Origin of the sequence: Bacillus sp. 1021 (genome assembly GCF_014534735.1) — a bacterium.
GTDB lineage: Bacteria > Bacillota > Bacilli > Bacillales > Bacillaceae > Bacillus > Bacillus siamensis.
This window is the reverse complement of record NZ_JACVSR010000001.1, coordinates 388,000-411,239: the sequence shown is the minus strand read 5'-3', so window position 1 is coordinate 411,239 and position 23,240 is coordinate 388,000. Positions and strand designations below refer to the sequence as shown.

The 23,240-nt window shown below is 47.8% G+C and carries 25 protein-coding genes, 2 riboswitches and 1 other annotated feature; of the genes, 8 read left to right on the top strand and 17 right to left on the bottom strand.

Features of this window, described 5'->3' with window-relative positions; all coding sequences use genetic code 11:
* The first annotated feature begins 173 nt into the window (after nt 1-173).
* Both ICW23_RS02285 and metE read left to right on the top strand, forming a co-directional pair.
* Nucleotides 174-1,133 carry a S8 family peptidase gene (locus tag ICW23_RS02285; protein WP_016936389.1) on the top strand — a complete coding sequence of 320 codons (960 nt, stop codon included), beginning with the start codon at nt 174-176 and terminating at the stop codon, nt 1,131-1,133.
* A gap of 140 nt (nt 1,134-1,273) precedes the next feature.
* Nucleotides 1,274-1,428: riboswitch (SAM riboswitch) on the top strand.
* 83 nt (nt 1,429-1,511) lie between these two features.
* Nucleotides 1,512-3,800 (top strand): 5-methyltetrahydropteroyltriglutamate--homocysteine S-methyltransferase, encoded by a 2,289-nt coding sequence (metE, locus tag ICW23_RS02280; protein ID WP_188153977.1) that lies wholly within the window; start codon nt 1,512-1,514, stop codon nt 3,798-3,800.
* Nucleotides 3,801-3,848: 48 nt separating this feature from the next.
* Here the strand turns inward: metE and yeiL are convergent, their stop codons facing one another.
* Nucleotides 3,849-4,520: a transcriptional regulator YeiL gene (yeiL, locus tag ICW23_RS02275; RefSeq protein WP_188153976.1), complete on the bottom strand. Its 672-nt coding sequence runs from the start codon at nt 4,518-4,520 to the stop codon at nt 3,849-3,851.
* Nucleotides 4,521-4,602: 82 nt separating this feature from the next.
* Between yeiL and ICW23_RS02270 the strand changes: the two genes are divergently transcribed.
* The 3 genes from ICW23_RS02270 (at nt 4,603) to ICW23_RS02260 (ending at nt 7,434) form a co-directional block, all read left to right on the top strand.
* Complete coding sequence (locus tag ICW23_RS02270; protein ID WP_188153975.1) at nt 4,603-5,787, top strand: MFS transporter; 1,185 nt, start codon at nt 4,603-4,605, stop codon at nt 5,785-5,787.
* 120 nt (nt 5,788-5,907) lie between these two features.
* Nucleotides 5,908-6,378, top strand: a complete 471-nt coding sequence (locus tag ICW23_RS02265; protein ID WP_188153974.1) for a nucleoside deaminase — start codon at nt 5,908-5,910, stop codon at nt 6,376-6,378.
* 183 nt (nt 6,379-6,561) lie between these two features.
* The gene (locus ICW23_RS02260; RefSeq protein ID WP_188153973.1) at nt 6,562-7,434 is read left to right on the top strand and encodes a BclA C-terminal domain-containing protein; all 873 of its coding nucleotides are present in this window, start codon (nt 6,562-6,564) and stop codon (nt 7,432-7,434) included.
* A 16-nt stretch (nt 7,435-7,450) separates the two neighbouring features.
* On the opposite strand, the gene ICW23_RS02255 is transcribed toward ICW23_RS02260, so the two are convergent.
* The 4 genes from ICW23_RS02255 to ohrB form a co-directional block, all read right to left on the bottom strand.
* A complete protein-coding gene (locus tag ICW23_RS02255) occupies nt 7,451-8,578 on the bottom strand; it encodes a glycosyltransferase family 2 protein (protein WP_188153972.1) in 1,128 nt (375 codons plus the stop codon).
* A 4-nt stretch (nt 8,579-8,582) separates the two neighbouring features.
* Nucleotides 8,583-9,050 carry a hypothetical protein gene (locus tag ICW23_RS02250; protein WP_188154199.1) on the bottom strand — a complete coding sequence of 156 codons (468 nt, stop codon included), beginning with the start codon at nt 9,048-9,050 and terminating at the stop codon, nt 8,583-8,585.
* Nucleotides 9,051-9,071: 21 nt separating this feature from the next.
* Nucleotides 9,072-9,671 (bottom strand): alpha-helical endospore appendage domain-containing protein, encoded by a 600-nt coding sequence (locus ICW23_RS02245; RefSeq protein ID WP_188153971.1) that lies wholly within the window; start codon nt 9,669-9,671, stop codon nt 9,072-9,074.
* Between the two features lie 140 nt (nt 9,672-9,811).
* On the bottom strand, nt 9,812-10,222 hold the full coding sequence (ohrB, locus tag ICW23_RS02240; RefSeq protein ID WP_188153970.1) for an organic hydroperoxide resistance protein OhrB: 411 nt from the start codon (nt 10,220-10,222) through the stop codon (nt 9,812-9,814).
* 136 nt (nt 10,223-10,358) lie between these two features.
* Between ohrB and ICW23_RS02235 the strand changes: the two genes are divergently transcribed.
* Nucleotides 10,359-10,805 (top strand): MarR family winged helix-turn-helix transcriptional regulator, encoded by a 447-nt coding sequence (locus ICW23_RS02235; RefSeq protein ID WP_047475364.1) that lies wholly within the window; start codon nt 10,359-10,361, stop codon nt 10,803-10,805.
* A gap of 27 nt (nt 10,806-10,832) precedes the next feature.
* Here the strand turns inward: ICW23_RS02235 and ICW23_RS02230 are convergent, their stop codons facing one another.
* From ICW23_RS02230 to ICW23_RS02195, 8 genes are all read right to left on the bottom strand, one after another.
* Complete coding sequence (locus tag ICW23_RS02230) at nt 10,833-11,258, bottom strand: organic hydroperoxide resistance protein (RefSeq protein WP_049628340.1); 426 nt, start codon at nt 11,256-11,258, stop codon at nt 10,833-10,835.
* Between the two features lie 114 nt (nt 11,259-11,372).
* A complete protein-coding gene (gene proA / locus ICW23_RS02225; protein ID WP_099744343.1) occupies nt 11,373-12,620 on the bottom strand; it encodes a glutamate-5-semialdehyde dehydrogenase in 1,248 nt (415 codons plus the stop codon).
* Nucleotides 12,617-13,729 (bottom strand): glutamate 5-kinase, encoded by a 1,113-nt coding sequence (gene proB / locus ICW23_RS02220; RefSeq protein ID WP_188153969.1) that lies wholly within the window; start codon nt 13,727-13,729, stop codon nt 12,617-12,619. Before proB ends, proA begins: the two co-directional genes overlap by 4 nt.
* A gap of 69 nt (nt 13,730-13,798) precedes the next feature.
* Nucleotides 13,799-14,012, bottom strand: a binding site (T-box leader).
* Nucleotides 14,013-14,097: 85 nt separating this feature from the next.
* The gene (gene purU / locus ICW23_RS02215) at nt 14,098-15,000 is read right to left on the bottom strand and encodes a formyltetrahydrofolate deformylase (RefSeq protein ID WP_016936403.1); all 903 of its coding nucleotides are present in this window, start codon (nt 14,998-15,000) and stop codon (nt 14,098-14,100) included.
* 73 nt (nt 15,001-15,073) lie between these two features.
* The gene (locus ICW23_RS02210; RefSeq protein WP_016936404.1) at nt 15,074-15,388 is read right to left on the bottom strand and encodes a DMT family transporter; all 315 of its coding nucleotides are present in this window, start codon (nt 15,386-15,388) and stop codon (nt 15,074-15,076) included.
* Nucleotides 15,388-15,726 carry a DMT family transporter gene (locus ICW23_RS02205; protein ID WP_029575216.1) on the bottom strand — a complete coding sequence of 113 codons (339 nt, stop codon included), beginning with the start codon at nt 15,724-15,726 and terminating at the stop codon, nt 15,388-15,390. The genes ICW23_RS02210 and ICW23_RS02205 overlap by 1 nt, the downstream gene beginning before the upstream one ends.
* Before the next feature lie 66 nt (nt 15,727-15,792).
* A riboswitch (guanidine-I (ykkC/yxkD leader) is annotated at nt 15,793-15,902 on the bottom strand.
* A gap of 12 nt (nt 15,903-15,914) precedes the next feature.
* Nucleotides 15,915-16,460, bottom strand: coding sequence for a GNAT family N-acetyltransferase (locus tag ICW23_RS02200; protein WP_188153968.1), 546 nt, complete (start codon nt 16,458-16,460; stop codon nt 15,915-15,917).
* Between the two features lie 102 nt (nt 16,461-16,562).
* Nucleotides 16,563-17,081, bottom strand: coding sequence for an acyl-CoA thioesterase (locus tag ICW23_RS02195; RefSeq protein WP_016936407.1), 519 nt, complete (start codon nt 17,079-17,081; stop codon nt 16,563-16,565).
* Nucleotides 17,082-17,262: 181 nt separating this feature from the next.
* Here ICW23_RS02195 and ICW23_RS02190 point away from each other — a divergent pair, with 181 nt between their 5' ends.
* Complete coding sequence (locus tag ICW23_RS02190; RefSeq protein ID WP_188153967.1) at nt 17,263-18,123, top strand: dimethylarginine dimethylaminohydrolase family protein; 861 nt, start codon at nt 17,263-17,265, stop codon at nt 18,121-18,123.
* 69 nt (nt 18,124-18,192) lie between these two features.
* Nucleotides 18,193-19,242, top strand: a complete 1,050-nt coding sequence (locus ICW23_RS02185; RefSeq protein ID WP_188153966.1) for a lactonase family protein — start codon at nt 18,193-18,195, stop codon at nt 19,240-19,242.
* 26 nt (nt 19,243-19,268) lie between these two features.
* On the opposite strand, the gene ICW23_RS02180 is transcribed toward ICW23_RS02185, so the two are convergent.
* The 4 genes from ICW23_RS02180 to ICW23_RS02165 are packed head-to-tail and all read right to left on the bottom strand — an operon-like array spanning nt 19,269 to nt 23,202.
* Nucleotides 19,269-20,240 (bottom strand): ABC transporter ATP-binding protein, encoded by a 972-nt coding sequence (locus tag ICW23_RS02180; RefSeq protein ID WP_188153965.1) that lies wholly within the window; start codon nt 20,238-20,240, stop codon nt 19,269-19,271.
* 2 nt (nt 20,241-20,242) lie between these two features.
* Nucleotides 20,243-21,142 (bottom strand): C40 family peptidase, encoded by a 900-nt coding sequence (locus ICW23_RS02175; RefSeq protein ID WP_188153964.1) that lies wholly within the window; start codon nt 21,140-21,142, stop codon nt 20,243-20,245.
* Nucleotides 21,139-22,236: a mandelate racemase/muconate lactonizing enzyme family protein gene (locus tag ICW23_RS02170; protein WP_188153963.1), complete on the bottom strand. Its 1,098-nt coding sequence runs from the start codon at nt 22,234-22,236 to the stop codon at nt 21,139-21,141. The genes ICW23_RS02175 and ICW23_RS02170 overlap by 4 nt, the downstream gene beginning before the upstream one ends.
* A gap of 6 nt (nt 22,237-22,242) precedes the next feature.
* The gene (locus tag ICW23_RS02165; RefSeq protein WP_188153962.1) at nt 22,243-23,202 is read right to left on the bottom strand and encodes a S66 peptidase family protein; all 960 of its coding nucleotides are present in this window, start codon (nt 23,200-23,202) and stop codon (nt 22,243-22,245) included.
* Nucleotides 23,203-23,240 lie beyond the last annotated feature (38 nt).

Below are 23,240 nucleotides of genomic sequence, written 5' to 3'. Positions count from 1 at the left end.
AATCAAAATAAAAGCCGTTGAACCATCCAATTATTTGAAATTATTTAGTGCAATAGATTGCGCCTTTTTTATGAAAATGCTTCAAATGACTCTTTCCGAACGGCATAATCTGCCATAAAATAGTAGCAACACCCTTGAATCCACTCGCAAGCATAAAAAAGGAGGGCTTTTTTATGAATGGTGAAATGCGGTTGATTCCTTATGTCACGGATGAGCAGATCATGGATGTGAACGAGCTTCCTGAGGGTATTAAAGTGATTAAGGCGCCAGAATTGTGGGCAAAAGGGTTTAAAGGAAAGGATATTAAAATCGCGGTGCTTGATACAGGCTGCGACATTAATCATCCTGATTTGAAAGACCGGGTTATCGGCGGAAAAAACTTCACCGATGATGACGAAGGCAAAGAAGACGCGATTTCCGATTACAACGGCCACGGGACACATGTTTCCGGAACGATTGCCGCCAATGATTCAAACGGCGGAATTTCAGGTGTTGCGCCGGAAGCGAGCCTTTTAATCGTTAAAGTTCTCGGCGGTCAAAACGGCAGCGGCAAATACGAATGGATCATTAACGGCATCAACTACGCCGTTGAACAAAAGGCGGACATTATTTCCATGTCACTCGGCGGACCGAACGATGTGCCTGAACTGAAAGAAGCCGTCTCAAATGCGGTAAAAAGCGGTGTACTGGTCGTTTGCGCAGCAGGAAATGAAGGTGACGGAGACGAGCGGACAGAAGAACTGTCGTATCCGGCCGCTTACAACGAAGTGATCGCCGTCGGATCAGTCTCAATCGCCCGTAAATCGTCAGAATTTTCAAACGCAAATAAAGAAATTGACCTCGTGGCGCCCGGAGAAAACATTCTCTCCACCCTTCCCAACCATAAATACGGGAAGCTGACGGGCACTTCAATGGCCGCCCCGCACGTGAGCGGAGCGCTGGCCTTAATAAAAGGGCTTGAACAGGACTCGTTTCAGCGGACGCTTTCTGAAGCCGAAATTTATGCCCAGCTTGTGCGGCGTACTCTTCCTTTGAACATCTCTAAAACATTGGCCGGGAACGGGTTTCTGTATTTAGACGCGCCTGATGTGCTCATGGAAAGAGCCGAACAGGCACAGCTGCTGTCTTTCTGATATTTTTCTCATATAATGATTGATCCGCTTGTCAAAATCACCAATTTTTAAAATGTGAGATTTTCTATTGACAGTGATCTGAATAAGCTGATAAGATAACCAACAAATGATGTAACTTTTCAAAAAAATTGAAATATTTTCTCTTATCGAGAGTTGGGCGAGGGATTGGCCTTTTGACCCCAACAGCAACCGACCGTAATTCCATTGTGAAATGGGGCGCGTGATTTTTGCGCCGAGACGATTGTCTCATAAGGCACGGTGCTAATTCCATCAGACGTGATCTGAGAGATAAGAGAGGCTTAAATTTTGATGTTAAAGCCTCTTTCTCTCATGAGAAAGAGGCTTTTTTGTTACATCTCACTTAAAGGAGGAGACTTAATGACTACAATCAAAACTTCAAATCTCGGTTTTCCGAGAATCGGCTTGAACAGAGAATGGAAAAAAGCGCTTGAGGCTTATTGGAAAGGAAACACTGATAAAGAAACGTTTCTTAAAGAGCTTGACGGTTTATTCTTATCAGCTGTCAAAACACAGCTTGACCAACATATCGATATCGTGCCGGTCTCTGATTTTACTCATTATGACCATGTGCTTGATACAGCCGTCAGCTTTAACTGGATTCCGGAAAGATTCCGCAGCATCACGGATCCCGTTGATACATATTTCGCGATTGCCCGCGGTGTTAAAGACGCCGTTTCCAGTGAAATGACAAAATGGTTCAATACCAACTACCATTACATCGTTCCTGAATATGACGAAAGCATTGAATTCCGTCTGACGAGAAACAAACAGCTTGACGACTACCGCCGGATCAAAGAAGAATTCGGAGCGGAAACGAAACCTGTCATTGTCGGTCCGTACACATTCGTCACGCTTGCGAAAGGATACGAAGAATCAGAGGCGAAAGCGATTCAAAAGCGCCTTGTTCCTCTTTATGTGCAGCTGCTGAAAGAGCTTGAAGCTGAAGGCGTCAAATGGGTTCAGATTGATGAGCCAGCCCTTGTGACAGCCTCTGCTGAAGATGTCCGCGCCGCAAAAGAACTCTATGAATCTATTACAAAAGAGCTTTCAGGGCTGAATGTCCTCCTGCAGACATACTTCGATTCGGTTGATGCATATGAAGAACTCGTTTCGTATCCTGTACAGGGAATCGGGCTTGATTTCGTGCATGATAAAGGCAGAAACCTTGAGCAATTGAAAAAGCACGGCTTCCCGAAAGATAAAGTGCTGGCAGCCGGTGTGATCGACGGCCGAAACATTTGGAAAATCGATGTTGAAGAACGCCTTGATGCGGCTTTGGATATCCTCAGCCACGCTGATGTTGAGGAGTTATGGATTCAGCCTTCAAGCAGCCTTCTGCACGTGCCGGTGGCGAAACACCCTGACGAGCATCTTGAAAAGGATTTGCTGAACGGCCTGTCATACGCTAAAGAAAAACTGGCGGAACTCGACGTCTTAAAAGAAGGGCTTCTGTCCGGCAAAGCGGCTGTCAGTGAGCAGATCGAAGAGTCAAAAGCGGCACTTAAAGCTTTGAAAGCATTCGCAACAGGAGCGAACTCAGCTCAAAAAGAAGAATTGAATCAGCTGACAGAAAAAGATTTCTCCCGCCCTGCAAGCTTTGAAGAACGATTGGCGCTGCAAAATGAATCACTCGGTCTTCCCCTTCTGCCGACGACGACGATCGGAAGCTTCCCTCAATCTGCAGAAGTGCGGAGCGCACGGCAAAAATGGCGGAAAAAAGATTGGACGGATGAACAGTATCAAGCGTTTATTAATGCGGAAACGAAGCGCTGGGTTGACATTCAGGAAGAAATCGGCTTAGACGTGCTCGTTCACGGAGAATTTGAACGGACGGACATGGTCGAATACTTTGGTGAAAAACTGGCCGGGTTCGCCTTTACGAAATATGCATGGGTGCAGTCTTACGGTTCACGCTGCGTACGTCCGCCTGTCATTTTCGGAGATGTCGAATTTATCGAACCGATGACGGTAAAAGATACGGTCTATGCCCAATCGCTGACAGAAAAGCACATGAAAGGCATGCTGACGGGACCTGTCACCATTTTAAACTGGTCATTCCCGCGCGTGGATATTTCAAGAAAAGAAATCGCCTTCCAGATCGGGCTTGCCCTCAGAAAAGAAGTAAAAGCGCTTGAAGATGCCGGTATTCAGATTATCCAAGTGGATGAACCCGCGCTCCGCGAAGGACTGCCGTTAAAAACGCAGGATTGGGATGAATATTTAACTTGGGCCGCAGAAGCTTTCCGATTAACGACGTCTTCTGTGAAAAATGAGACGCAGATTCATACGCATATGTGTTACAGCAACTTTGAAGATATTGTCGATACGATCAATGACCTTGATGCGGATGTCATCACAATCGAACACAGCCGAAGCCACGGAGGGTTTTTAGAATATCTGAAAGATCATCCTTACGTGAAAGGCCTCGGACTCGGTGTATACGACATTCACAGCCCGCGCGTGCCGGCTACTGAAGAAATCTATCAAATTATCGATGATGCGCTTGAAGTGTGTCCGACAGACCGCTTCTGGGTAAACCCGGATTGCGGGCTGAAAACAAGACAGCAGGAAGAAACCGTTGCGGCATTAAAAAATATGGTCGACGCTGCGAAACAGGCGCGAAAAAAACAAGCTCAGCTTGTATAATAAAAAAACAGTCATCCCTAATGTGCGGATGGCTGTTTTTTGGGTTTGCTACTTATTCTTCAGCGCCTCTGCAAGTTCACTTAGTGAATCATGCTGCTTAATTTGATAGCCCCGCCCTTCTTTCTGCAAATACCCTTTTTGGCAGAATTGCGTCAGCACATGCAAGAGATGACGGTAAGATACACCTAAATAATCACAAACCGTTATGTGCTTCTCTTTATAAAATCCTTCATAAGCCGTCTGCAAAATAAAATCAGCAAGCCGGTTTTCAACCGGGAACGCCAGACTTTGTGAATACTTTGAAGCCATAAGCGTTGCTTTATCACTTAAAAACTTAGCCAATTCACGCAGAAAATTCGCATCCTGCAGCAATTGCGCGCGGCAGCGGCAAATCGGCAGAGCGAAACACACAGTCTTCGCTGAGGCCTGAATGCCTTTTGTGTAATATACTTCATGTAATAGTTCCATCTCTCCGATGTAATCATTTTTGTTGATAAAATTAATTAACGATACTTTTCCGTTTTGATGGGTTACATATATTTTCGCTTTTCCTTCAATTACGTAAAACAGGAAGTCCGGCCTCATGCCCTCTTGAATCATCCATTCATCCCGCTGATATTCCCGCACTTCCATATACTCTTCAGCGGGAAAAGAAAATAAATGCGCGATTGAGTGTTTTTCTATCTGATGCCGTTTTTTCTCACCTTTATAAATTTCCATCGTCCACCCCGAAATATATGAGATATCTCATATTATCTTTACGTTTTACATGATAACATGCCAATGAAAAGGAGGAACGGGAATGAACGCATATCGCTGGATGAGTCTGCATTTTTTTAGCTTTTTTATGACATGGGGGATTTTTCTGCCCTATTGGACGGGATGGATGGTCCATATAAAAGGAGTTTCCGTATCCGAAGCCAGTTTCATTATGAGCTTAGGTCTGGCGGCAAGAGGAATTTCCACATTGCTTTTCTTTCCTTATTTATCCGGAAAATTCAGCAGCAGAGCCATATTGAACGGAGCCAGAATCGGTACATTTCTTGCGCTTTTATGTTATATTCCGGCTGACTCTTTTCTAAGCCTGCTTCTTGTCACATTAGGGCTGCATGTGTTTTATCCGGCTTTGATGCCTGCTTTGGACAGCGCTTGCGGCGTTTTGGTACAGCATAATGAATTAAGAGATTACGGGACCAGCCGGCAATGGGGGTCCGCCGGATTTGTTTCAGCCGGCGTCATCCTGTCCGTCTTTACAGGTATATTTGGAGATCAAGTGATTTTATGGGCACTGCTTTTGGGCACTCTGATATTCGTATGCCTCAGCTTTATGCATGCGCCCGCTGTTCTTTCAAAACGGCCGGAAACAGATTGTACAAAAAAAGAGGGCATGCTTGCCTTATTCCGCATCAAACATTTCGGTCTGGTGCTCGCAATCGTTATCTTGCTGCAGGCGGCACATGCGTCTTACTACAATTACGGTTATCTCTTTTTGCAGGAAATTCATGCACCCGCATATGCAATCGGAATCATCATCAACATCGCCGTTATTGCGGAAATCATTTTCTTCGCAATCGCTGACCGATGCTTTCATCAATTTACAGCTGGTGCTTTACTCGCTTTGGCGGCGCTTGGTGCTACCGTACGCTGGGTACTCGTCTTTGCCTTTCCGCATGTCATCATTTTCTGCATCGCGCAGACGCTGCACGCCTGCTCATTCGCGATGGGACACTATGCATTTATGAAATACTTAATTAAACATATTTCCCCTGCGCAAGTCCCGAAAGCCCAAGGCATATATTCAGCGCTTGCGCTCAGCTGGAGCACTGCGGTATTTACTATTTTCGGAGGTTTTTTATATGAAATTGAACCCCGGTATGCCTTTATCGGAATGATTGTTTGTACGATCCCGTCTATGCTTCTTGCCCTTTTATACAGAAAACTGGAAATGAAAAAGAGAGTTTTTGCAGGACATGCACAAGATATATAGACAAAGCTTTCTTTATATATATGATCCCATTTCCAGCTGTTATTTTGACCGATTTGCCAATGTTTTGCGATGTATCTTCCGCTATAGTTAAAGTATTCGATCAACCGAGGGGGACTTGAGATGAATCAGCATACTTCATTTTTGAAGCGGGCGGTCACGCTGGGAGTTGAGAGCGTGGATGAAGGAGGAGGGCCTTTTGGCTGCGTCATCGTTAAAAACGGCGTCATTATCGCCGAAGGGCAGAACAATGTGACATCCAGCAACGATCCGACAGCCCATGCTGAAGTAACGGCGATCCGGAATGCGTGCCGGACGCTTCAAACATATCAGCTTGACGAGTGTGTGATTTACACAAGCTGTGAACCCTGCCCTATGTGTTTAGGCGCCATTTATTGGGCGAGGCCAAAAGCGGTATATTACGCATCCAGCCACTCAGATGCCTCTGACGCAGGCTTTGATGACACCTTCATATATGATGAAATCAAGAAACAGCGGACGGAGAGATCAATTCCTTTTTATCATCTCAGCTTCTCCGATCATACCGCCCCCTTTGACGTCTGGAAAACTTCCGCCCGCAAAAAAGTATATTAATCCAGAATAACCTGCTTACAACGCAGGTTTATTTTTCGTGAACGCAATTGAGTAATTAAGGTCATTCATTCAGAAAAATGGACAGCACAAGTGAATATATTGATACAGTACTGCTTTACGCTTTTTTTCGGGGACTTTATACGTAATGAAGACATTTTCTGTCAACACATAAGGAGGGACATTGTGTCACAGCCTAATGTACCTAACATCACCCCTGTCGTGATCCATTCCAGAGACGATACCATTGACCTTCTTCTTTCATCAATTGCGATGGAAGAGCTGGGAATGGCCCATATTCTGGATGCAGAAGGAGAAAAAATCCAATATGCGCTCGGAACGATTCCAGGATTAACAGGGCCGCAGTCAAGTCTTGCGGATATTTTGAACTTGAATGAGAGCGTCCGTCATACGCTTGACAGCTTAATGAAACAGGAACTTCTTCTCGGTTCGAAATTGGACAGTATCTCAAATGTTCCTTCACTGGCGGGGCCGACTGGACCGACCGGGCCCACAGGCATCACTGGTGCTGCCGGAGCCATCGGACCGCCCGGAGGCACAGGTACTACTGGGGCCACTGGAGTGGCAGGGCCGACTGGACCCACTGGTATCACTGGAGCCACCGGCGCTGCGGGTGTCACCGGAACAAGTTTAACGGCGACTTCCGGATTTGCAAGTAATACGGGCGGCGGTGTTGTCGCTGTTGTTATCGGCGGCACAGCCATTTCCTTGCCGAATGATCAAAACCTTTCCGCAGATATTACGGCTAATGCTGCTAATACTGTGTTTACCGTTGCACCGGCAGGACGGTACTATATCTCCTACCAGATTAATTTAGCAGCCGGCCTGCTTGTAAGTTCACGGGTCCTGATTAACGGCACCCCGCCTGCAAGTTCAATTATTGCACCTGCCGTGTCATTAGCAAACTTCAACAACTCCTTCATTGTGAATTTGTCAGCAGGCAGCACCATCCAGCTTCAGCTGTTCGGATTATTAGGTGCGGTGACATTGCTTGGAGGAAGTGCCGGTGCGGCGTTGAGCATTATTCGATTATCTTAACGGAACAAAAAAAGGATCAGGCGTTTGTCCGCTGATCCTTTTTTAATTGTGTCAGAAGTTCTTGTGCAGGTTTAAATTGAGGATTAGATTTCATGGATTTTTTGGCGTAAGCGACGGCCGTCATATCATGGTTTAATGCAGCATGGCATTTCGCCATATGATAAAAAGCTCTGAAATCGCCGGCACCTTTTAAATGTAAGTGGCCAGCATTTTCTTCTTCAATCTTCGTTCCGTTTTCAAATGCTTTAATAGCCGCTCTATACTTTTCCAAATGATATAATATAAGGCCCTTATAATAATGAAGATTGCTGTAATCAGGATAAAGCCTGAGCACCTTGTCAATCCCTTGCTCCGCTTCTTCATACCGTTTGAGTTCAAGCAACATTGTATATTTTAAATGATACAAGAGAGACGGAGGCATTCGTTTTTCGCTTAAAAATTGAAAAATTGATCCGTTGACAAGATGTAATGCTTTTTCATAGTCTTTTATTCTGCAGCATTCGCTTGCCAAATGATAAATAAGCCACGGATCCGGATTCTCCTCTGAAAGCTCTTCATTTAAAATGCTGATATTCCGTTTATGTTTTTGTTTGATCTTTTCTTCCTGCTCCAAATAACCGTAGTGATGAATCACACAAGGAAGCGTAAAAAAAGTATTGTTTTCTTCCTCATTGGAAGAGGTGATATTTTCGTGAATTCTGCCTTGGTACAGAAGGCCTTCACGATTGCGGAACAATCTCGGCTGCATGCTTTCAAACGCTTCATTTTCATCCAGCTGCTTCCCAGTGTAATTGATGATTTTTAAAAGACCCCGGCTCGGTAATTCATCATGAAGCAGCGAAGTGATAAAGCGGCCGCTCTCCTGATCGAGCTCTTCATCAGCGTCAAGCATTAAAATCCAATCCCCATTGGCATGCTGCAGGCCGTAATTTCTCGCCTTGGCGAAATTATTCTCCCATTCTAAATCAAACACTCTGGCCTGAAAACTTTTGCAGATATCTTTTGTATTATCTTGTGACCCGGTGTCTACAATGACGATCTCGTCCGCAATATCTTGTACACTTGATAAACACCGGGAGATATATCTCTCCTCGTTTTTTACAATCATGCAAAGCGTCAGTTTACATTCAGCATTTCCGCTCATGTTCTCACCTTTCCCGCTTTTGGAGTTGTTGATTGAACCAAGGCTTTTCAGGAGTGCCGTTCATCGTTACGAAAACAGGCCGCGCCCATCTGACGGCAGGTTCGGCAGATGATGATTCCGGATCCCATTCCCGAAGCTGCCTGACCGCCCGTTTCGTAATGGGATGCGTCCGGAATTCTGGCGGGCTTTCAGAAATGAATTTTTTTGTTCGTTCCGTCACTGTCTTCATTTCATGAAAGTGCCGCTCATACATCCGCTTCTGCTCTCTTTCCATGCTGATCATTAAAAACAGCCGCCCGCCTGTTTCCGCCTGCCAGCGGCACAATGCGGAGAACAGCCTGATTTCTTCTTTGTAATTTGAATCCTTTCTTTTTTCAACGGTCACAGCTAATATATGTAACAGCGCAATCGTGAGACAATGCATCGCTTCAAAAGATGTCTGTTTCGCTTTTGAGAGGCTTGGATACGGCATATGCTTCACCCATCTCTTCCTTTATGAACGCTCCCCGCCTTTCCTCCTCCATTCGCATTCCTCACAGTCCTCGCACTCACAGCAGCCAATGCGGCCGTAAAACAGACCGTCGCACGGATCTTCGGGCGGAGGATTCGGAAAGCGCGGACCACATGAGTCGCTTGGATTGTCGCACGGGTCATCCGGATCATCACGATCGCACGGTTCATCTGGATCCCACGGGTCATCCGGGTCATCACGATCGCAGGGTTCATCTGGGTCCCACGGGTCATCCGGGTCATCAGGATCGTCCGGGTCACTCGGATCGCTTCGGTCATCAGGATCCATGCAGGCTTCAGAATCCTGTAAGTAGATAATGTCCTCAAGCTTTGTCTGCAAAAGGAGCTGGGATTTCATGACTGTGCGCAGAAGCCGTTCGGTGCTTCGATTGATTGCTGACAATTCCCCCAGAGAAGGATCGCCGGAAGCGCTGAGAAACGTTTGAATTCGATCTGCTTCCGCCTGCAGAATATGGGATAGTCCGATTTCTTCCATAGCCACAGATGAAAGAAGGAAGTTCAAAGTCTCACATTTGGAGAGTGTAATGTCGGGGGTGATGTTCGGAATATTTGGAAGAGACATCGATTTCTCCCTCGTTTCTCTTGGTGTCATTATGCAAAAGTGCTATATCGTATTCTTATTCCGGGAGAGAAGAGTTCATTACTGATGTTTCGTTAATAAAATATCCCGGATCTTATATATCCGGGATATTCGTTCTTTATTTATTTGAGTTCAAGTTTGACGTCAACATTTCCTCTTGTTGCTTTTGAATACGGGCAGAACTCGTGAGCGGCGTGTACAAGCTTTTCCGCCGTTTCTTTATCAAGGTCTTTTGTATCAATGACGAGCGTTACGCCGATTTTGTATCCCCCGTCACTCTCATCTTTTAAAAGGCTGACCTGCCCTTCAATTTCAGAAGTCAGGTCGATACTCTGTTTTTTGGCAGCGAGCTCAAGCGCTCCCCCGAAGCAGGCAGCATATCCTGCCGCAAAAAGCTGTTCAGGGTTTGTGCCCGTTTCTCCGTCTTTTTTTGCATTCGGCATGATGATGTCAAAATCCAGCACTCCGTCTTCGGATTTAATATGTCCTGACCGTCCGCCGACTGCGGTCGCTTTTGCAGTAAATAATGCCATAATTATCAGCCTCCTCATTGTACTTATTGTTTATATTACCCATGCTCATATTTTTAAACATATTAGAATAGGAAATGGGCCGTTTTTCGGCTACAATAGGGGTAACGTTAACAAACAAAGAGTTGGTGAAGAAGTTATGGCAGAAAAAGAATTTGAACATATGAAACTGGAGAATCAGCTTTGCTTTTTGCTGTATGCAAGCTCAAGGGAAATGACGAAACGGTACAAGCCGCTGCTTGATAAGCTCAATGTGACCTATCCGCAATATTTGGCGCTTCTTTTATTATGGGAGCATGAAGAACTGAATGTAAAACGGATGGGTGAGCTTTTGCACCTGGATTCAGGAACGCTGACACCGATGCTGAAACGGATGGAGCAGCGCGGAATCATTATAAGAAGGCGGTCGCCTGAAGATGAGCGCTCCGTGACGATCAGGCTGACAGATGAAGGATGGGCCATGCAGAAAACGGCGGCGGATATTCCCATTGCCATGCTGGAACAGACGGGACTGTCAAAAGAGGAATTAAAGCAGGTAAAGCAGTCGCTTTATGAGGTTTTGAAAACGCTGCACGGCGTAAAATAAGGATGCCCCGAATGGGCATCCTTATTTTTATTCTGCTGCCAGAAGCTTTACTTCTATATTTCCCGCCGTCGCCTTTGAATACGGGCAGACACCGTGCGCTTTTTGGATAAGTGCTTCCAGCTCCTGTTTCTCAATGCCGGATGCTTTAACCTCAAGCGTAACGCCGAGTTTATATCCTTGATCTGCTTCATCTTTCAGCAGACTGACATGCGCAGTGACCTCTGTTTCAATACTCAGGCGCTCTTTTCTCGCTACAAGCTGAAGGGCGCTGTCAAAGCAGGCTGAGTACCCTGCAGCAAACAGCTGTTCAGGGTTTGTGGCGTGTTCGAGACGTTTCGCTCTTGGCGTTCCCGGCATGGCAACATCAAGATTCAGCACACCGTCAGAAGACGTGACTTTCCCCTCCCGTCCGCCGGCGGCTGATACTGTTGCTGTAAATAATGGTTTTGTCATGTGAATTCACCTCTATTATATTTTGTGCAATTTAATTTTACACAATATAAAGTAACTCGTCAATCTTTCTGTATAAAAAAAAGCCTACCCCTTTTTCAGGATAAGCTTAATAGACTATACTCGGATTTGTCCGTTTCCTTTGATGATGATTTTTGTAGAGGTTAACGCCGGAAGCCCCATCGGCCCTCTCGCGTGAAGCTTTTGCGTGCTGATGCCGATTTCGGCTCCGTATCCGAATTCAAAGCCGTCTGTAAACCGGGTTGAAGCATTATGATACACGGCAGCGGCGTCTACGGCCGTCTGGAAGTATGCGGCATGCTCGCCGTTTTCCGTCAGAATGGCTTCTGAATGGTTTGTGCCGTACTGCTGAATATGGCGGACCGCCTCCTGTACATCCTGCACCGTTTTTACACTGAGAATCGGCGCCAGGTATTCAGCTCCCCAATCGGCCTCTTCGGCTTGTTTCGCTGCAGGCTCCAGTCCGCAAATCACCTGATCTCCGCGAAGCTCCACCCCTTTTTCTGTCAGCTGACGCAGCAGTTTTCGCCCGTGTTCTTGCGCCCATTTTTCATGAATCAAAAGAGATTCAATCGCATTGCAGACGGAAGGGCGCTGTGTTTTGGCGTTGATGACGACTTCGCTTGCCATATCTGGATCTGCGGACTCATCTATGTACACGTGGCAGTTTCCAGCTCCGGTTTCTAACACGGGTACGGTGGATTCCCTAACCACAAGATCAATTAAATTTTTGCCGCCGCGCGGGATCAATACATCCAGACCGTCATTTAATGTAAAGAGCTGTTTCGCGGTTTCTTTGCTTGTATCTTCTATGAGCTGAACGGCATCGATCGGAAGCTTTGACAGCCCGAGTGCGCGTTTCATCACACTGACAAGCGCTATGTTGCTGTGGATGGCTGAAGAACTTCCTCTGAGGACAACCGCGTTTCCGGTTTTCAGGCAGAGTGTGGCAGCATCTACGGTAACGTTCGGTCTGGCTTCATAGATCATGCCCACTACTCCGAGGGGCACGCGGATTTTTTCAATGAATAATCCATTCTCTTTTTGAATGGTCTCCAATGATTCACCGACGGGATCTTCAAGACCGATTAACAGTTCCACAGCGTCCGCGATATCGAGCAGGCGTTTTTCATCAAGAGTCAGCCTGTCAATAATGTCAGGTGTCAATCCTCTTTTCTGTCCTGCTTCAATGTCTTTCTGATTCTCTGTTAAAATCAGCTGCCGTTCATTTCTGAGTCCGTCTGCGATACATTGGAGCGCTTCGTTTTTCTCAGCCGTCGTTTTCATGACCATTTCAGCAGCGGCTTCTTTTGCCAAGGCTGCTTTTTGCAATACTTCACTCATTTGTTTTCCCCCTCGTCAAATAAATTCACCCAATCATCTCTGTGAATCACTTCCACCTGCTTCGTGCCCGGAAGCTGATCGCTCCGCTTCCCTTTAGCTTCTAAAATCTCATCGGATGAGTAAAGCGTCTGGCCTTTTCCGATGATGCCGCCGGGCCCTCTGACTTCCACCACAGCCCCTTTCGGAAAACTGCCGCAGACATCGGCGACACCGGCCGGGAGCAGACTTGACCCGTTATGGATCATCGCCTGCTCCGCTCCCCCATCAATGATGATTTCCCCTGATATCGGAGAATGAAACATGATCCATTGCCGTGTATTATTCACTGAGGACAGCTCTTTATCGCCGATATATGTGCCGTCACCTTTTCCGTCTAAAATCACCCTCAGTTTTTCCCGTCCGGAGCCGGTTCCGATAAACACCTTCACTCCGAGCGACAATGCGGTCTGGGCGGCGAGAAGTTTTGACTTCATGCCGCCTGTGCCGACCTTTGAGCCTGTTGATCCGGCATACCCGAGCAATTCAGGTGTGATGTCATTCAGATAGTCAAACCGCTTTGCGTCCGGGTTTTCATTCGGATTGGCATCGTACAGGCCGTTAATGTCTGTGAGAATCATTAATTGGTCTGCATGAATCAAACCGCTCACAAGCGCCGACAGCATGTCGTTATCACCGAACGTCAGCTCTTCGACAGATGTGGAATCATTTTCATTGATAATCGGCACGACTCCCCGCTCCAGCAGCTCCATTACCGTAGCGTACGCATTTCTGTACCGCTCTCTTTTTGAGAAATCATTTCTTGTTAATAAAATTTGCGCCGGCGTCAGTCCGTATCTTTTTAAATGGTCCATGTATTGCTGCATTAAAAGCGTCTGGCCGACCGCGGCAGCCGCCTGCTTTCCTTTTATCGTAACGGGGCGCGACGGATAGCCGAGAGCGGAAAAACCCGCGGCCACAGCGCCTGAGGTAATGAGAATGACTTCATGCCCGTCTTCTTTTAATAATGAAATGGCTTCCGTATGCTCTTTGATTTTGGTTGCATCAATGCTTCCGTTACTGTTGGTGAGCGAGCTGCTCCCGATTTTCACAACAATTCTTTGCTTTTTCATCGTTTCTCCTCCGTGGCAATCAATCCAAACCGGCTTTCTTCAATAAAAAAAGCCCATTCCGTCCTGAAAAATAAGGACGAAATGGGCTTTCCGTGGTACCACCTTGTTTGAACGCGTTTTGCACGCGTCCCGCTTTCCTGTAACGCCAGGTTATCGCGCCTGAGTTTTCCCCTCAGGACTCCAAGGCAGGTTCGGCAGGTTTCATGCGGCAAAATGTTTCAGCGGGCCATTTTGCTCTCTGTCACAGAAATTTCTGCGTACTGATCCTCTTCAACGCTCAATGATTTTTTTATATTATGCAAAGAAAAAAGGTTCTTGTCAAGACATTTTTATCCATAAAAACAGCCCGCCTCCCCGGCGGACCGTCATTAATTAAATACGATGGTTTTGTTTCCGTGAACGATGACGCGGTCTTCCAAGTGCCATTTTACGGCTCTCGCCAACACGCTGCGCTCAATGGTTCTGCCGATATTCTTCAGATCCTCCGCGTGGTCTCTGTGATCGACGCGTTCGATATCCTGTTCAATAATCGGACCTTCGTCAAGATCGTCCGTCACATAGTGAGATGTCGCCCCGATTAATTTCACTCCGCGCTCATAAGCCCGTTTATACGGATTGGCGCCGATAAAGGCCGGCAGGAATGAATGGTGGATATTAATAATCCGATTCGGATGGGCAGATACAAAATCAGACGTCAAAATCTGCATGTAGCGGGCAAGAACGATCACATCAATCTCATATCGCTCCAGCAGCTCAAGCTGGCGCCGCTCCACTTCGGCGCGGATGTCTTTGTTAGCTTTCATGTAATGGAACGGAATATTCAGCGGCTCGACCACTTCTTTCGCCTCTTCATGGTTGCTGATGACGACAGCAATTTCGGCCATCATATTGCCGCTTTGCCACTCCCAAATGAGTTCATGAAGGCAGTGCAGCTCTTTGGATACAAAGATCGCCACGCGCTTCAGCTCACTTGCCAGAGAGAGGCTCCATGTCATGCCGAATGTCTGGGCGATTGAAGCGAACGCCTGCTTTAAATCCTCTTTTTTCTCACGAATGCCCTTGCAGTCGAATTCAATCCTGAGAAAAAAACGTCCGCCTTCAGGGTCAGTCGTATATTGATTTGATTCAATAATATTTGCACCGTGGTCAAACAAAAACGCGGACACAGCCGATACAATTCCCGGCTGATCGGGGCAGCTGACAAGCAGGCGCCCTTTTTCCTCATTCCCGTCGCGGTATTCTTTCAGCCGCTGTGTCATATATGAATTCATATGCTTTAATCCCTCGTATCTTCATAATTCGTAACTTATTATAGATTATACTGAAAATTTGATAAAAATCAATTTACGAAAGAATTTTCAGCCCTGCGGCTGCGCACAAAATAAGCGCAATGAAAAAGATGCGCTTCGCATCCTTCTGCTCGCCGTAGAAAAGAATGCCGGCTAAAGCGCCGCCCGCCGTGCCGATACCGGTCCAGATCGCATAGGCCGTTCCCATCGCAATCGTCTCCATCGCATAAGAAAGCAAGGAAAAAGAAGCCGCAAAGCCTGCGATAATGAAAAGAATCCATTTGACTTTCTTTTCTTTTTGAAATTGATTCATCAAAATGACCCCGAGCATTTCACAAAGGCCCGCGGCTATCAGGCTGATCCAATGCATTACGCCTTCTCCTCCTTCGTCTCAGGCTTATCCTGCGTCACCAGCTTTAATCCGATAACACCGATCAGCAAAACGCCGATCAGCACGATTTTCACCGGATCGGCCTGCTCTTTGAAAAGCAGAATTTCACTGAGCACGGTGCCGGCTGTTCCGAGCCCGGTAAAGACCGCATATACCGTTCCTACGGGCAGGCTGTCTGTCGCCTTGATTAATAGATAAAAACTGATGATGATTCCTGTAATCGTGGCGCTCCACGCCAGTGCCGAATCAGCATGTTTCAGGCCGGTGACCCATACCACTTCAAATACGGCGGCTATGACCACTAAACCCCATTTCATGTTCTTCACCCTTTCTTGTTCCGGACAATACAAAAAAGCCCGGATAGTCGTCTCACATGAGATTGACTCTCCCGGGCTTTTTTCCCTCCGTGTGCATATGCGGGAATATGTCCGCATATGTGTTTTCTCTCGGACCAGGCCATGTATGAACATGCGGAACCCTAGAAAACATGTCTGTTCGTATCATACTACACTTCGCTGAAACGTTCAATGTCAGATGTAATGTCAAAAACCGTCAGCTGCCTTTCCCATTTGTTAACGGTCTCGCCCGGCACCATGCCGATTTTTTCCGCGACGCGGACGGAAGCAAGATTATCCGGGTCAATCAGCGCCGCGATGCGTCCGTATTGTTTCGTTTGAAAACCATACTTCAGACAGGCTTTCGCAGCTTCTGTCGCATAACCGCATCCCCAGCGGCTGCGGGCAACCATATAGCCGATTTCCATCAATGTGTTTCCTTTTACCGTCTGCGGAACGATTCCGCATTGACCGAGAAATGCGCCCGTCTCTTTATCCTCTGCGATCCAAAGACTGACGCCGTATCCTTTGGCCAGCCGTTTGTTCCAGGCGATCCATTCCTTTGTTTCACGCCTGCTTTTAAGAGAAGGATAATATTTCATGACCTCTTTGTCGGTAAACAGCCCGTACAAATTTTCTTCATCGTCATCCCGCATGGTCCGCAGGCGGATACGCCCGGTTGTCAGGATGGTGCCGGAAGATTTATGTTTCATCATACACGCCACGCTCCTTTCCCTGTAATAGATTATGGATCCGGCGGGAAAAGTCCTTTTTCAGCGTAAAAAACCGCTTTTAAAAAAAAGCGGTTTGGCGATTGATTACCAAGGCTTATCTGTTCCGAGCGCCTCAGCCAGGGCCTTGCTGTGTTTTAAGCGGTTTTTTCGTTCTCCGGCGCGCTGAACGGCCGTCTTGTGAAGCATGATTTCTTCCTCGGTTTCCGGCACGATCCGCGGAACGGGCACCGATTTCCCGTTTGAATCAAGCGCGACGAATGTCAGAAACGACGTTGCCGCAAGCTCGCGTTCACCCGTCATCAGATGCTCTTTAATGACTTTGACAAACACCTCCATAGACGATGTGCCGACCCATGTGACGTAGGATTCAAGACATACGGAATCCTGTTGGCCGATCGGGCGCAAAAAATCTACAGAGTCCATTGAGGCCGTGACTGTTTCACATCGGCAGTGACGGGCCGCGGAAATTGAGGCGATATCATCTATGTAGCTCATCAGCTTTCCGCCAAACAGCGTATTGTGATTATTCGTATCGAGCGGAAAAACCCTGCTTGTCTTGACAACCCTTGTTTCTTTGCAAAACCTTGATTCTGGCAACTTCATATGATTTAAACTCCCCTTTGTGTCTGGTCGTACTGCATCTGTACCTTATTAAACAATAATTTGACCATTTTGTCTAAAATTTTAAATGTTAAGTTGGTTAGATATTCTATCAGAAATGTTTCATTATTCATCGCATCCGGGAATAATAAACGCACATTGATTACTGATAGGAGGCTGTCACATGGACGTATCCATTCCCAAATCCACACAGAAACCGGCATGCCGAAGTGAATATGATGCTTTGAAGACCGTTATCTTATGCCGGCCGGAACACATGGCCATCAAAGATATTATTAACGGAACACAAAAACATTTCAAACAAGAAAATATTGACATCCCCGCCGCCCTCAAACAGCATGATGCATTTATTGACATTTTAAAATCCCATCAGATTGAAGTCGTCCTGCTTCCCGCCGATCCCGGTTTGCACGAGCAGGTATTCACCCGGGATATCGGATTTGTCTTAGGAGAGACGGCGTTTATTTCAAGCATGGCGGCTTCAGTCAGGCAGGGAGAAGAAAAAGTATTTCAAAACCTGCTTGACGAGGAGAACATCCCTTATACGCGGCTCAGAAAAGCGAACATTGAAGGCGGCGACGTCATGATCGCAGACGGCACCGTTTATGCCGGGCTGAGCGAGCGCACGGATAAAACGGCTGTCCGGGAGCTGCAGGAAGCGCTGCCGGAGATGACCGTTGTGCCGATCCCTCTCAAGGAGGATTTCTTACATTTGGACTGTGTATTTAATATGATCTCGGAAACGGAGGCGCTATACTGCAAAAATGGCTTGGGGCAAAAAGAAATTGATCTTCTCGCCGAACGTTTTGAGCTGATAGAAGTGCCTGAAGAAGAGCAATTTACGCTCGGCCCGAATATCCTGTCCATCGGGAATCAGACAATTATCAGCCTGCCCCAGCACCGTCATACGAACCGCGAGCTCAGAAAAAGAGGATATAAAGTCATTGAAACCGAGTTTTCCGAAATTATTAAATCAGGCGGTTCCTTCCGCTGCTGCACCCTTCCGCTTGTCAGAACATCTTAAACATTTACAAGGCAGTTTCCTTCAAGATACGTTAATATAGAGAAGACAAGACTTAAAGGGGGAAACCGAATGGCTAAGTACATAGGATATGCGGGAACATATACAAAAGGCGGAAGCGAAGGCATTTATTGTTTTGAACTCGATACAGAAGCGAAACGGCTCAGCCGGCCGAAGCTGGCTGCAAAGCTCGGCAACCCGACGTACGTCACACCGAACTCTGATAACAGCATGCTGTATTCCATTGAAAAAACAGACGGTAAAGGCGGCGTGGCAGCCTATCAGATTCATCAGAACAGCGGGGAATTAACTTTTGTGAACCATCAGCTGATTGAAGGCCCGTCACCGTGCCACGTCAGCATTGATGAGAAACACGAATACGTTTTAACCGCGAATTATCACAGCGGAAAAGTGCACGCCTTTCCGGTCAATGAGGACGGAAGCCTGCGGGAGCCGGCAGCCGAAGCCGCTCATACGGGGACCGGCCCTCATGAAAGACAAGAGAAGCCTCATGCCCATTTCGCGGGCTATACACCTGAGCATAACTACATTGCAGCCCTCGATTTAGGGACGGATACGCTGTATACGTACCAAATGAAAAACGGTGCACTCACTGAGGTGAAAACCCATTCTTTCGCACCCGGTTCAGGGCCGCGCCACATCGTTTTCCATCCGGCGGAGAAATACGCCTATGTCATGACGGAAATCAGCAATGAAGTCATTGCGCTTGAATACAACCCGACCTTAGGTGAATTCAGAGAGCTGCAGGTCATTTCCGCTTTGCCTGAAGGATTTACGGACAAATCGCAGGGCAGCGCGATCCGCATATCTAAAGACGGCAGATTTCTTTATGCCGCCAACCGTGGACATGACAGCATCGCCATCTTTAAGATCAACCAGTATTCCGGTGAATTGTCTCTTCTTGAATGGGTGCCGACAGAAGGAAACTGGCCGCGTGATTTCGCGTTTGATCCGTCCGAAACATTCCTTGTCGCGTCAAATGAAGAAACGGGAAATCTGGTTTTGTTTGAACGTGACTCCGAAACGGGCGGACTGACTCTGCTTCAATCCGACGTACCGGTTCCGTATCCGGTCTGCGTGTCATTTCTCCATCAGGTTTAATCAAAAAGAAAGCTGACGGCATAAGGTCAGCTTTCTTTTTTATATAAGTGGCAGGCGACAAAACACCCTGTCTTCACTTCCTCAAGCTCAGGCGTTATTCTGCCGCAGATCTCCATCGCTTCAGGACATCGCGTCCTGAACACACAGCCGCTCGGCGGGTTAAGGGGACTCGGCAGCTCCCCTTTCAGAATGATCCGTTCACGCTTGTCCTCAAGAAGCGGATCAGGAATCGGGATTGAGGATAAAAGCGCCTTCGTGTAAGGGTGAAGCGGTTCCTTATAAAGCGCAGCGCTTTCTGTGATTTCCATCATGCGCCCCAAATACATCACGCCGATCCGGTCGCTGATGTGCTTAACCATTGATAAATCGTGAGCTATAAATAAAAATGTCAGCCCCTTCTCTTTCTGAAGCCTTTTTAAAAGGTTGACGACCTGGGCCTGTACGGACACATCAAGCGCGGAAATCGGCTCATCCGCCACGATAAACTCGGGGTGCAGAGAAAGCGCTCTGGCAATCCCGATTCTCTGCCTCTGTCCGCCGCTGAATTCGTGGGGATACCGGCTGCCGAAATCCGGATGAAGCCCGACAGATTCAAGCAGTTCATCGGCCATCATCAGCCGGGCTTTACGTGTATTGTAAAGATCATGGATTTCCATCGGCTCCATAATAATTTCCCGTACGGTCAGGCGCGGATTTAACGAGGCGTACGGGTCTTGGAAAATCATCTGCAGCTTGCGGAAGAGGACGGACCGCTGTTCTGCCGCGGCACGGTGTATGTCCGTCCCTTCATATGATACCGATCCGGCCGTCGGGTCATACAGACGGAGAATAACCCTTCCGAGCGTCGATTTACCGCAACCCGATTCTCCGACGAGTCCGAATGTTTCCCCTCTTTGAATGTGAAAACTGACACCGTCGACTGCTTTGACGGCTTTCTTTCTTCCGGCGTCAAAATGCATTTTCAGCCCGCTGACTTCAAGGAGCGGAGATGCCGTCATATTCATTCCCCCTTTTCGCTTATACAGCGGCGTACGGTGCATAATTCTTTTTCATAGACGGTTCCTTTCAAACGCAGCACTTCGATGGCTTTTCCTGTTTTCGGGGAGTGCAGCATCCTGCCGTCTCCAAGCGCCAAACCGACATGGTGAATCGCGCCTTTCCCTTCTTCATAGGCGAAAAACAAAAGGTCAGCCGGCCGGATATCGTTTACTTCTGCGTCGCGTCCCGCTTTTGCCTGGTCCCGGGCATCTCGGGGAAGGGTATAGCCGTTTGCTTTAAATACCGAATACATCAATCCGGAGCAATCAAACCCAAAACCGCTCAGTCCTCCCCATAAATACGGAAGTCCAAGAAACATCATTGCCGTTTCGATGACATCTGCGGCCCGCCCTTCTGTATGCCGAAATTCGTCTGCGTCAGCTTCATTTATGAGCCGTTCCCCGAGCGGCGTCATCACACGAAAAAAGCCTTTTTCACGTCCTGATGCCGGAAGACGCGTTAAGAAACTCACTTCCAAGTCCGGTTCGCCGTTTGTGTGATATAAAAAAGCTGTCGGTTTGGTAATCCAGACGGCGGGAGAAGATGTTTGAAAGCCGGATGCTGAAAGCTGGCTTTTCTTCATCCAGCCCGGATATCCGCGTGCGTCCTTTTTTGAAGGCTGACCGGGAACGGCAACAAAAGCCCATTCTCCTTCTTCTTTGAGAATGATCACCTCTTCCCCGAAAAGCACTTGCGTTTGGACAAGATTGTCCGTGCATAATCGGACCCGCTCTTCATATCCCATAGCCGCCAGCCATTTTCTGATCTTGGGCGGGTTTTCGAGCATTGGCGCATCATGCGAACGGGGAGATGACGGCAGCGTCCATATGTTGGCTGCCGCCGCAGTTACGGCTGCTCTCATTGTTTCGCCTCCTCTTGCACCGACACACCGGTAATGCCGAGACCCGGTTCATCGGGGATCGTAATCTGGCTGCCGCTGTATGTGATGCCGCCTTTAATGGGATCATTTTTCAGCATAAGCGGCGCATCAAAATCAAACTTTGTCACATTGCGTTTGCCCGCTGCAAAATGGGCTGCGGCGGTGATGCCGAGCTTGGTCTCAATCATGCTGCCGACCATGCATTCCACACCGCACGTTTCTGCCATCGCATTGATTGTTTCCGCCTGCTTGATGCCGCCCGCTTTCATCAGCTTAATATTGATTAAATCGGCGCTTCTTGTCTGCAGCACGCAAAAGGCCTGACGGGGCGTAAACACGCTCTCATCCGCCATAATCGGCGTGTCTACGGCATCAGTGACCTGCTTCAGCCCGCCGATATCGTCTTTGTGAACAGGCTGTTCGACCAGCTCAATGCCGAGTCCGGCGTCTTCCATCTTTCGGATCGCGGCCACGGCTTCTTTCGGCGTCCAGCCTTGATTCGCGTCCAGTCTCAGTTTGACGTTTGCGCCGACACGTGATCTGACCGCCTGAATCCGCGCCACATCGTCTGATATGTCACCTATGCCGACTTTTATTTTTAATATACGAAACCCTTTATTTACATAATAATCTGCGTCCCCCGCCATCTCCTCTGGAGAATTGACGCTGACGGTAAAATCCGTTTCCAGTGTATTCCGGTAGCCGCCGAGCAGCCGGTAAAGCGGCTGCCCATGCATTTGCGCCCATCCGTCATATACAGCCATATCTACAGCGGCTTTTGCGCTTTGATTTCTTTCCAACAGCCGGCTGATATCATACAGCACAGCTTCCATGCCGGAAAGGCTCCGCCCCAAGAGAGCGGGCTTCAGCACATCGCAAACAGCGCTTTCAATACCGGCCGCGCTGTCACCTGTAATAACAACCGTCGGCGGTGCCTCGCCCCAGCCGGTCAGACCGTTGTCAAATGTGAGCTTCACAATGACAGATTCAGCATGGTAAACCGTGCGCAAAGCGGTCTTAAACGGCTTTTTCAGCGGGACGGATATCCGCCCCGTTTGAATATCTGTTATCCTCACGCCTGATCACTCCCTTCCGGAAACTCCCGATTCAATCGTTACCGCTTTGGCCGCCGTATCCATAACCGCGCGGGCTCCGATCGGAACGGCGAAGCTCGGTGAACAATGACCGATTTTAAAGCCTTTAAGTGCGGGCTTTCCTGATTTGACAATGTAATCGTTCAGCACTTGCTCTAAAGTAAGAGACTTTTCTTTATTCTTCGGTTCGCATTGGTGAAAATCACAGACCAGAATTCCTGCTGCGTCTGACAGTTTTCCGGCCATTTTTAATTGATTCAGCATTCTGTCGATTTGATACGGCTCCTCATCAATATCCTCGATAAACAGCAATTTGTTTTTTGTATCAATTTCAAACGGCGTGCCGAGTGTCGATGTAATGAGGGACAGATTGCCGCCCGCAAGCTCTCCCTCGGCTCTTCCGTCTGTCAGCACCTCTAATGGGGAAATGTCCTCCGTATAGGTGAATTCCGTTTCTGCGAAAAGCTGGTGATATGACGCCTTTGTCAGCGGATCAGCATCATCAAGCCCGACATCCGTACTCAGCATCGGGCCGTGAAATGTGACGAGTCCCGTATTTTGATGAATGGCGGTATGTAAAAACGTAATATCGCTGTATCCCCAGAAAATTTTCGGATTGCGGCGGATTAAGCCGAAGTCCATATCAGCGGCAATGCGGCCCGTGCCGAATCCTCCGCACGCGCATATCACTGCTTTGACTTTCTGATCGCTAAACATGTCATGAAGATCATCGAGACGCGCGCGGTCCTCTCCCGCCAAATAGCCGTGACGGGCTTTCAGCGCCCGGCCGAGTTTCACTTGAAGACCAAGCTCATCTTCTAAAAAAAGCAGCGCGGTTTGCAGCGTCCCGCTCTCAGGCGGGCTCGCAGGGGCAATCACACCGACCGTGTCGCCTTTTTGCAGTGCTTTCGGTTTATGGTTCATGGCTTTTTCAATCTCCTTTTCCATGGATTGAAAAGTGAAACAGACCGCTCCTTTACCGTCAA

Excerpts from the sequence above, each read along its gene's own strand:
- ICW23_RS02285 (WP_016936389.1), top strand. The coding sequence starts at position 174 with ATGAATGGTGAAATGCGGTTGATTCCTTATGTCACGGATGAGCAGATC.
- metE (WP_188153977.1), top strand. The coding sequence starts at position 1,512 with ATGACTACAATCAAAACTTCAAATCTCGGTTTTCCGAGAATCGGCTTG.
- yeiL (WP_188153976.1), bottom strand. The coding sequence starts at position 4,520 with ATGGAAATTTATAAAGGTGAGAAAAAACGGCATCAGATAGAAAAACAC.
- ICW23_RS02270 (WP_188153975.1), top strand. The coding sequence starts at position 4,603 with ATGAACGCATATCGCTGGATGAGTCTGCATTTTTTTAGCTTTTTTATG.
- ICW23_RS02265 (WP_188153974.1), top strand. The coding sequence starts at position 5,908 with ATGAATCAGCATACTTCATTTTTGAAGCGGGCGGTCACGCTGGGAGTT.
- ICW23_RS02255 (WP_188153972.1), bottom strand. The coding sequence starts at position 8,578 with ATGAGCGGAAATGCTGAATGTAAACTGACGCTTTGCATGATTGTAAAA.
- ICW23_RS02250 (WP_188154199.1), bottom strand. The coding sequence starts at position 9,050 with ATGCCGTATCCAAGCCTCTCAAAAGCGAAACAGACATCTTTTGAAGCG.
- ICW23_RS02245 (WP_188153971.1), bottom strand. The coding sequence starts at position 9,671 with ATGTCTCTTCCAAATATTCCGAACATCACCCCCGACATTACACTCTCC.
- ohrB (WP_188153970.1), bottom strand. The coding sequence starts at position 10,222 with ATGGCATTATTTACTGCAAAAGCGACCGCAGTCGGCGGACGGTCAGGA.
- ICW23_RS02235 (WP_047475364.1), top strand. The coding sequence starts at position 10,359 with ATGGCAGAAAAAGAATTTGAACATATGAAACTGGAGAATCAGCTTTGC.
- ICW23_RS02230 (WP_049628340.1), bottom strand. The coding sequence starts at position 11,258 with ATGACAAAACCATTATTTACAGCAACAGTATCAGCCGCCGGCGGACGG.
- proA (WP_099744343.1), bottom strand. The coding sequence starts at position 12,620 with ATGAGTGAAGTATTGCAAAAAGCAGCCTTGGCAAAAGAAGCCGCTGCT.
- proB (WP_188153969.1), bottom strand. The coding sequence starts at position 13,729 with ATGAAAAAGCAAAGAATTGTTGTGAAAATCGGGAGCAGCTCGCTCACC.
- purU (WP_016936403.1), bottom strand. The coding sequence starts at position 15,000 with ATGAATTCATATATGACACAGCGGCTGAAAGAATACCGCGACGGGAAT.
- ICW23_RS02210 (WP_016936404.1), bottom strand. The coding sequence starts at position 15,388 with ATGCATTGGATCAGCCTGATAGCCGCGGGCCTTTGTGAAATGCTCGGG.
- ICW23_RS02205 (WP_029575216.1), bottom strand. The coding sequence starts at position 15,726 with ATGAAATGGGGTTTAGTGGTCATAGCCGCCGTATTTGAAGTGGTATGG.
- ICW23_RS02200 (WP_188153968.1), bottom strand. The coding sequence starts at position 16,460 with ATGATGAAACATAAATCTTCCGGCACCATCCTGACAACCGGGCGTATC.
- ICW23_RS02195 (WP_016936407.1), bottom strand. The coding sequence starts at position 17,081 with ATGAAGTTGCCAGAATCAAGGTTTTGCAAAGAAACAAGGGTTGTCAAG.
- ICW23_RS02190 (WP_188153967.1), top strand. The coding sequence starts at position 17,263 with ATGGACGTATCCATTCCCAAATCCACACAGAAACCGGCATGCCGAAGT.
- ICW23_RS02185 (WP_188153966.1), top strand. The coding sequence starts at position 18,193 with ATGGCTAAGTACATAGGATATGCGGGAACATATACAAAAGGCGGAAGC.
- ICW23_RS02180 (WP_188153965.1), bottom strand. The coding sequence starts at position 20,240 with ATGACGGCATCTCCGCTCCTTGAAGTCAGCGGGCTGAAAATGCATTTT.
- ICW23_RS02175 (WP_188153964.1), bottom strand. The coding sequence starts at position 21,142 with ATGAGAGCAGCCGTAACTGCGGCGGCAGCCAACATATGGACGCTGCCG.
- ICW23_RS02165 (WP_188153962.1), bottom strand. The coding sequence starts at position 23,202 with ATGGAAAAGGAGATTGAAAAAGCCATGAACCATAAACCGAAAGCACTG.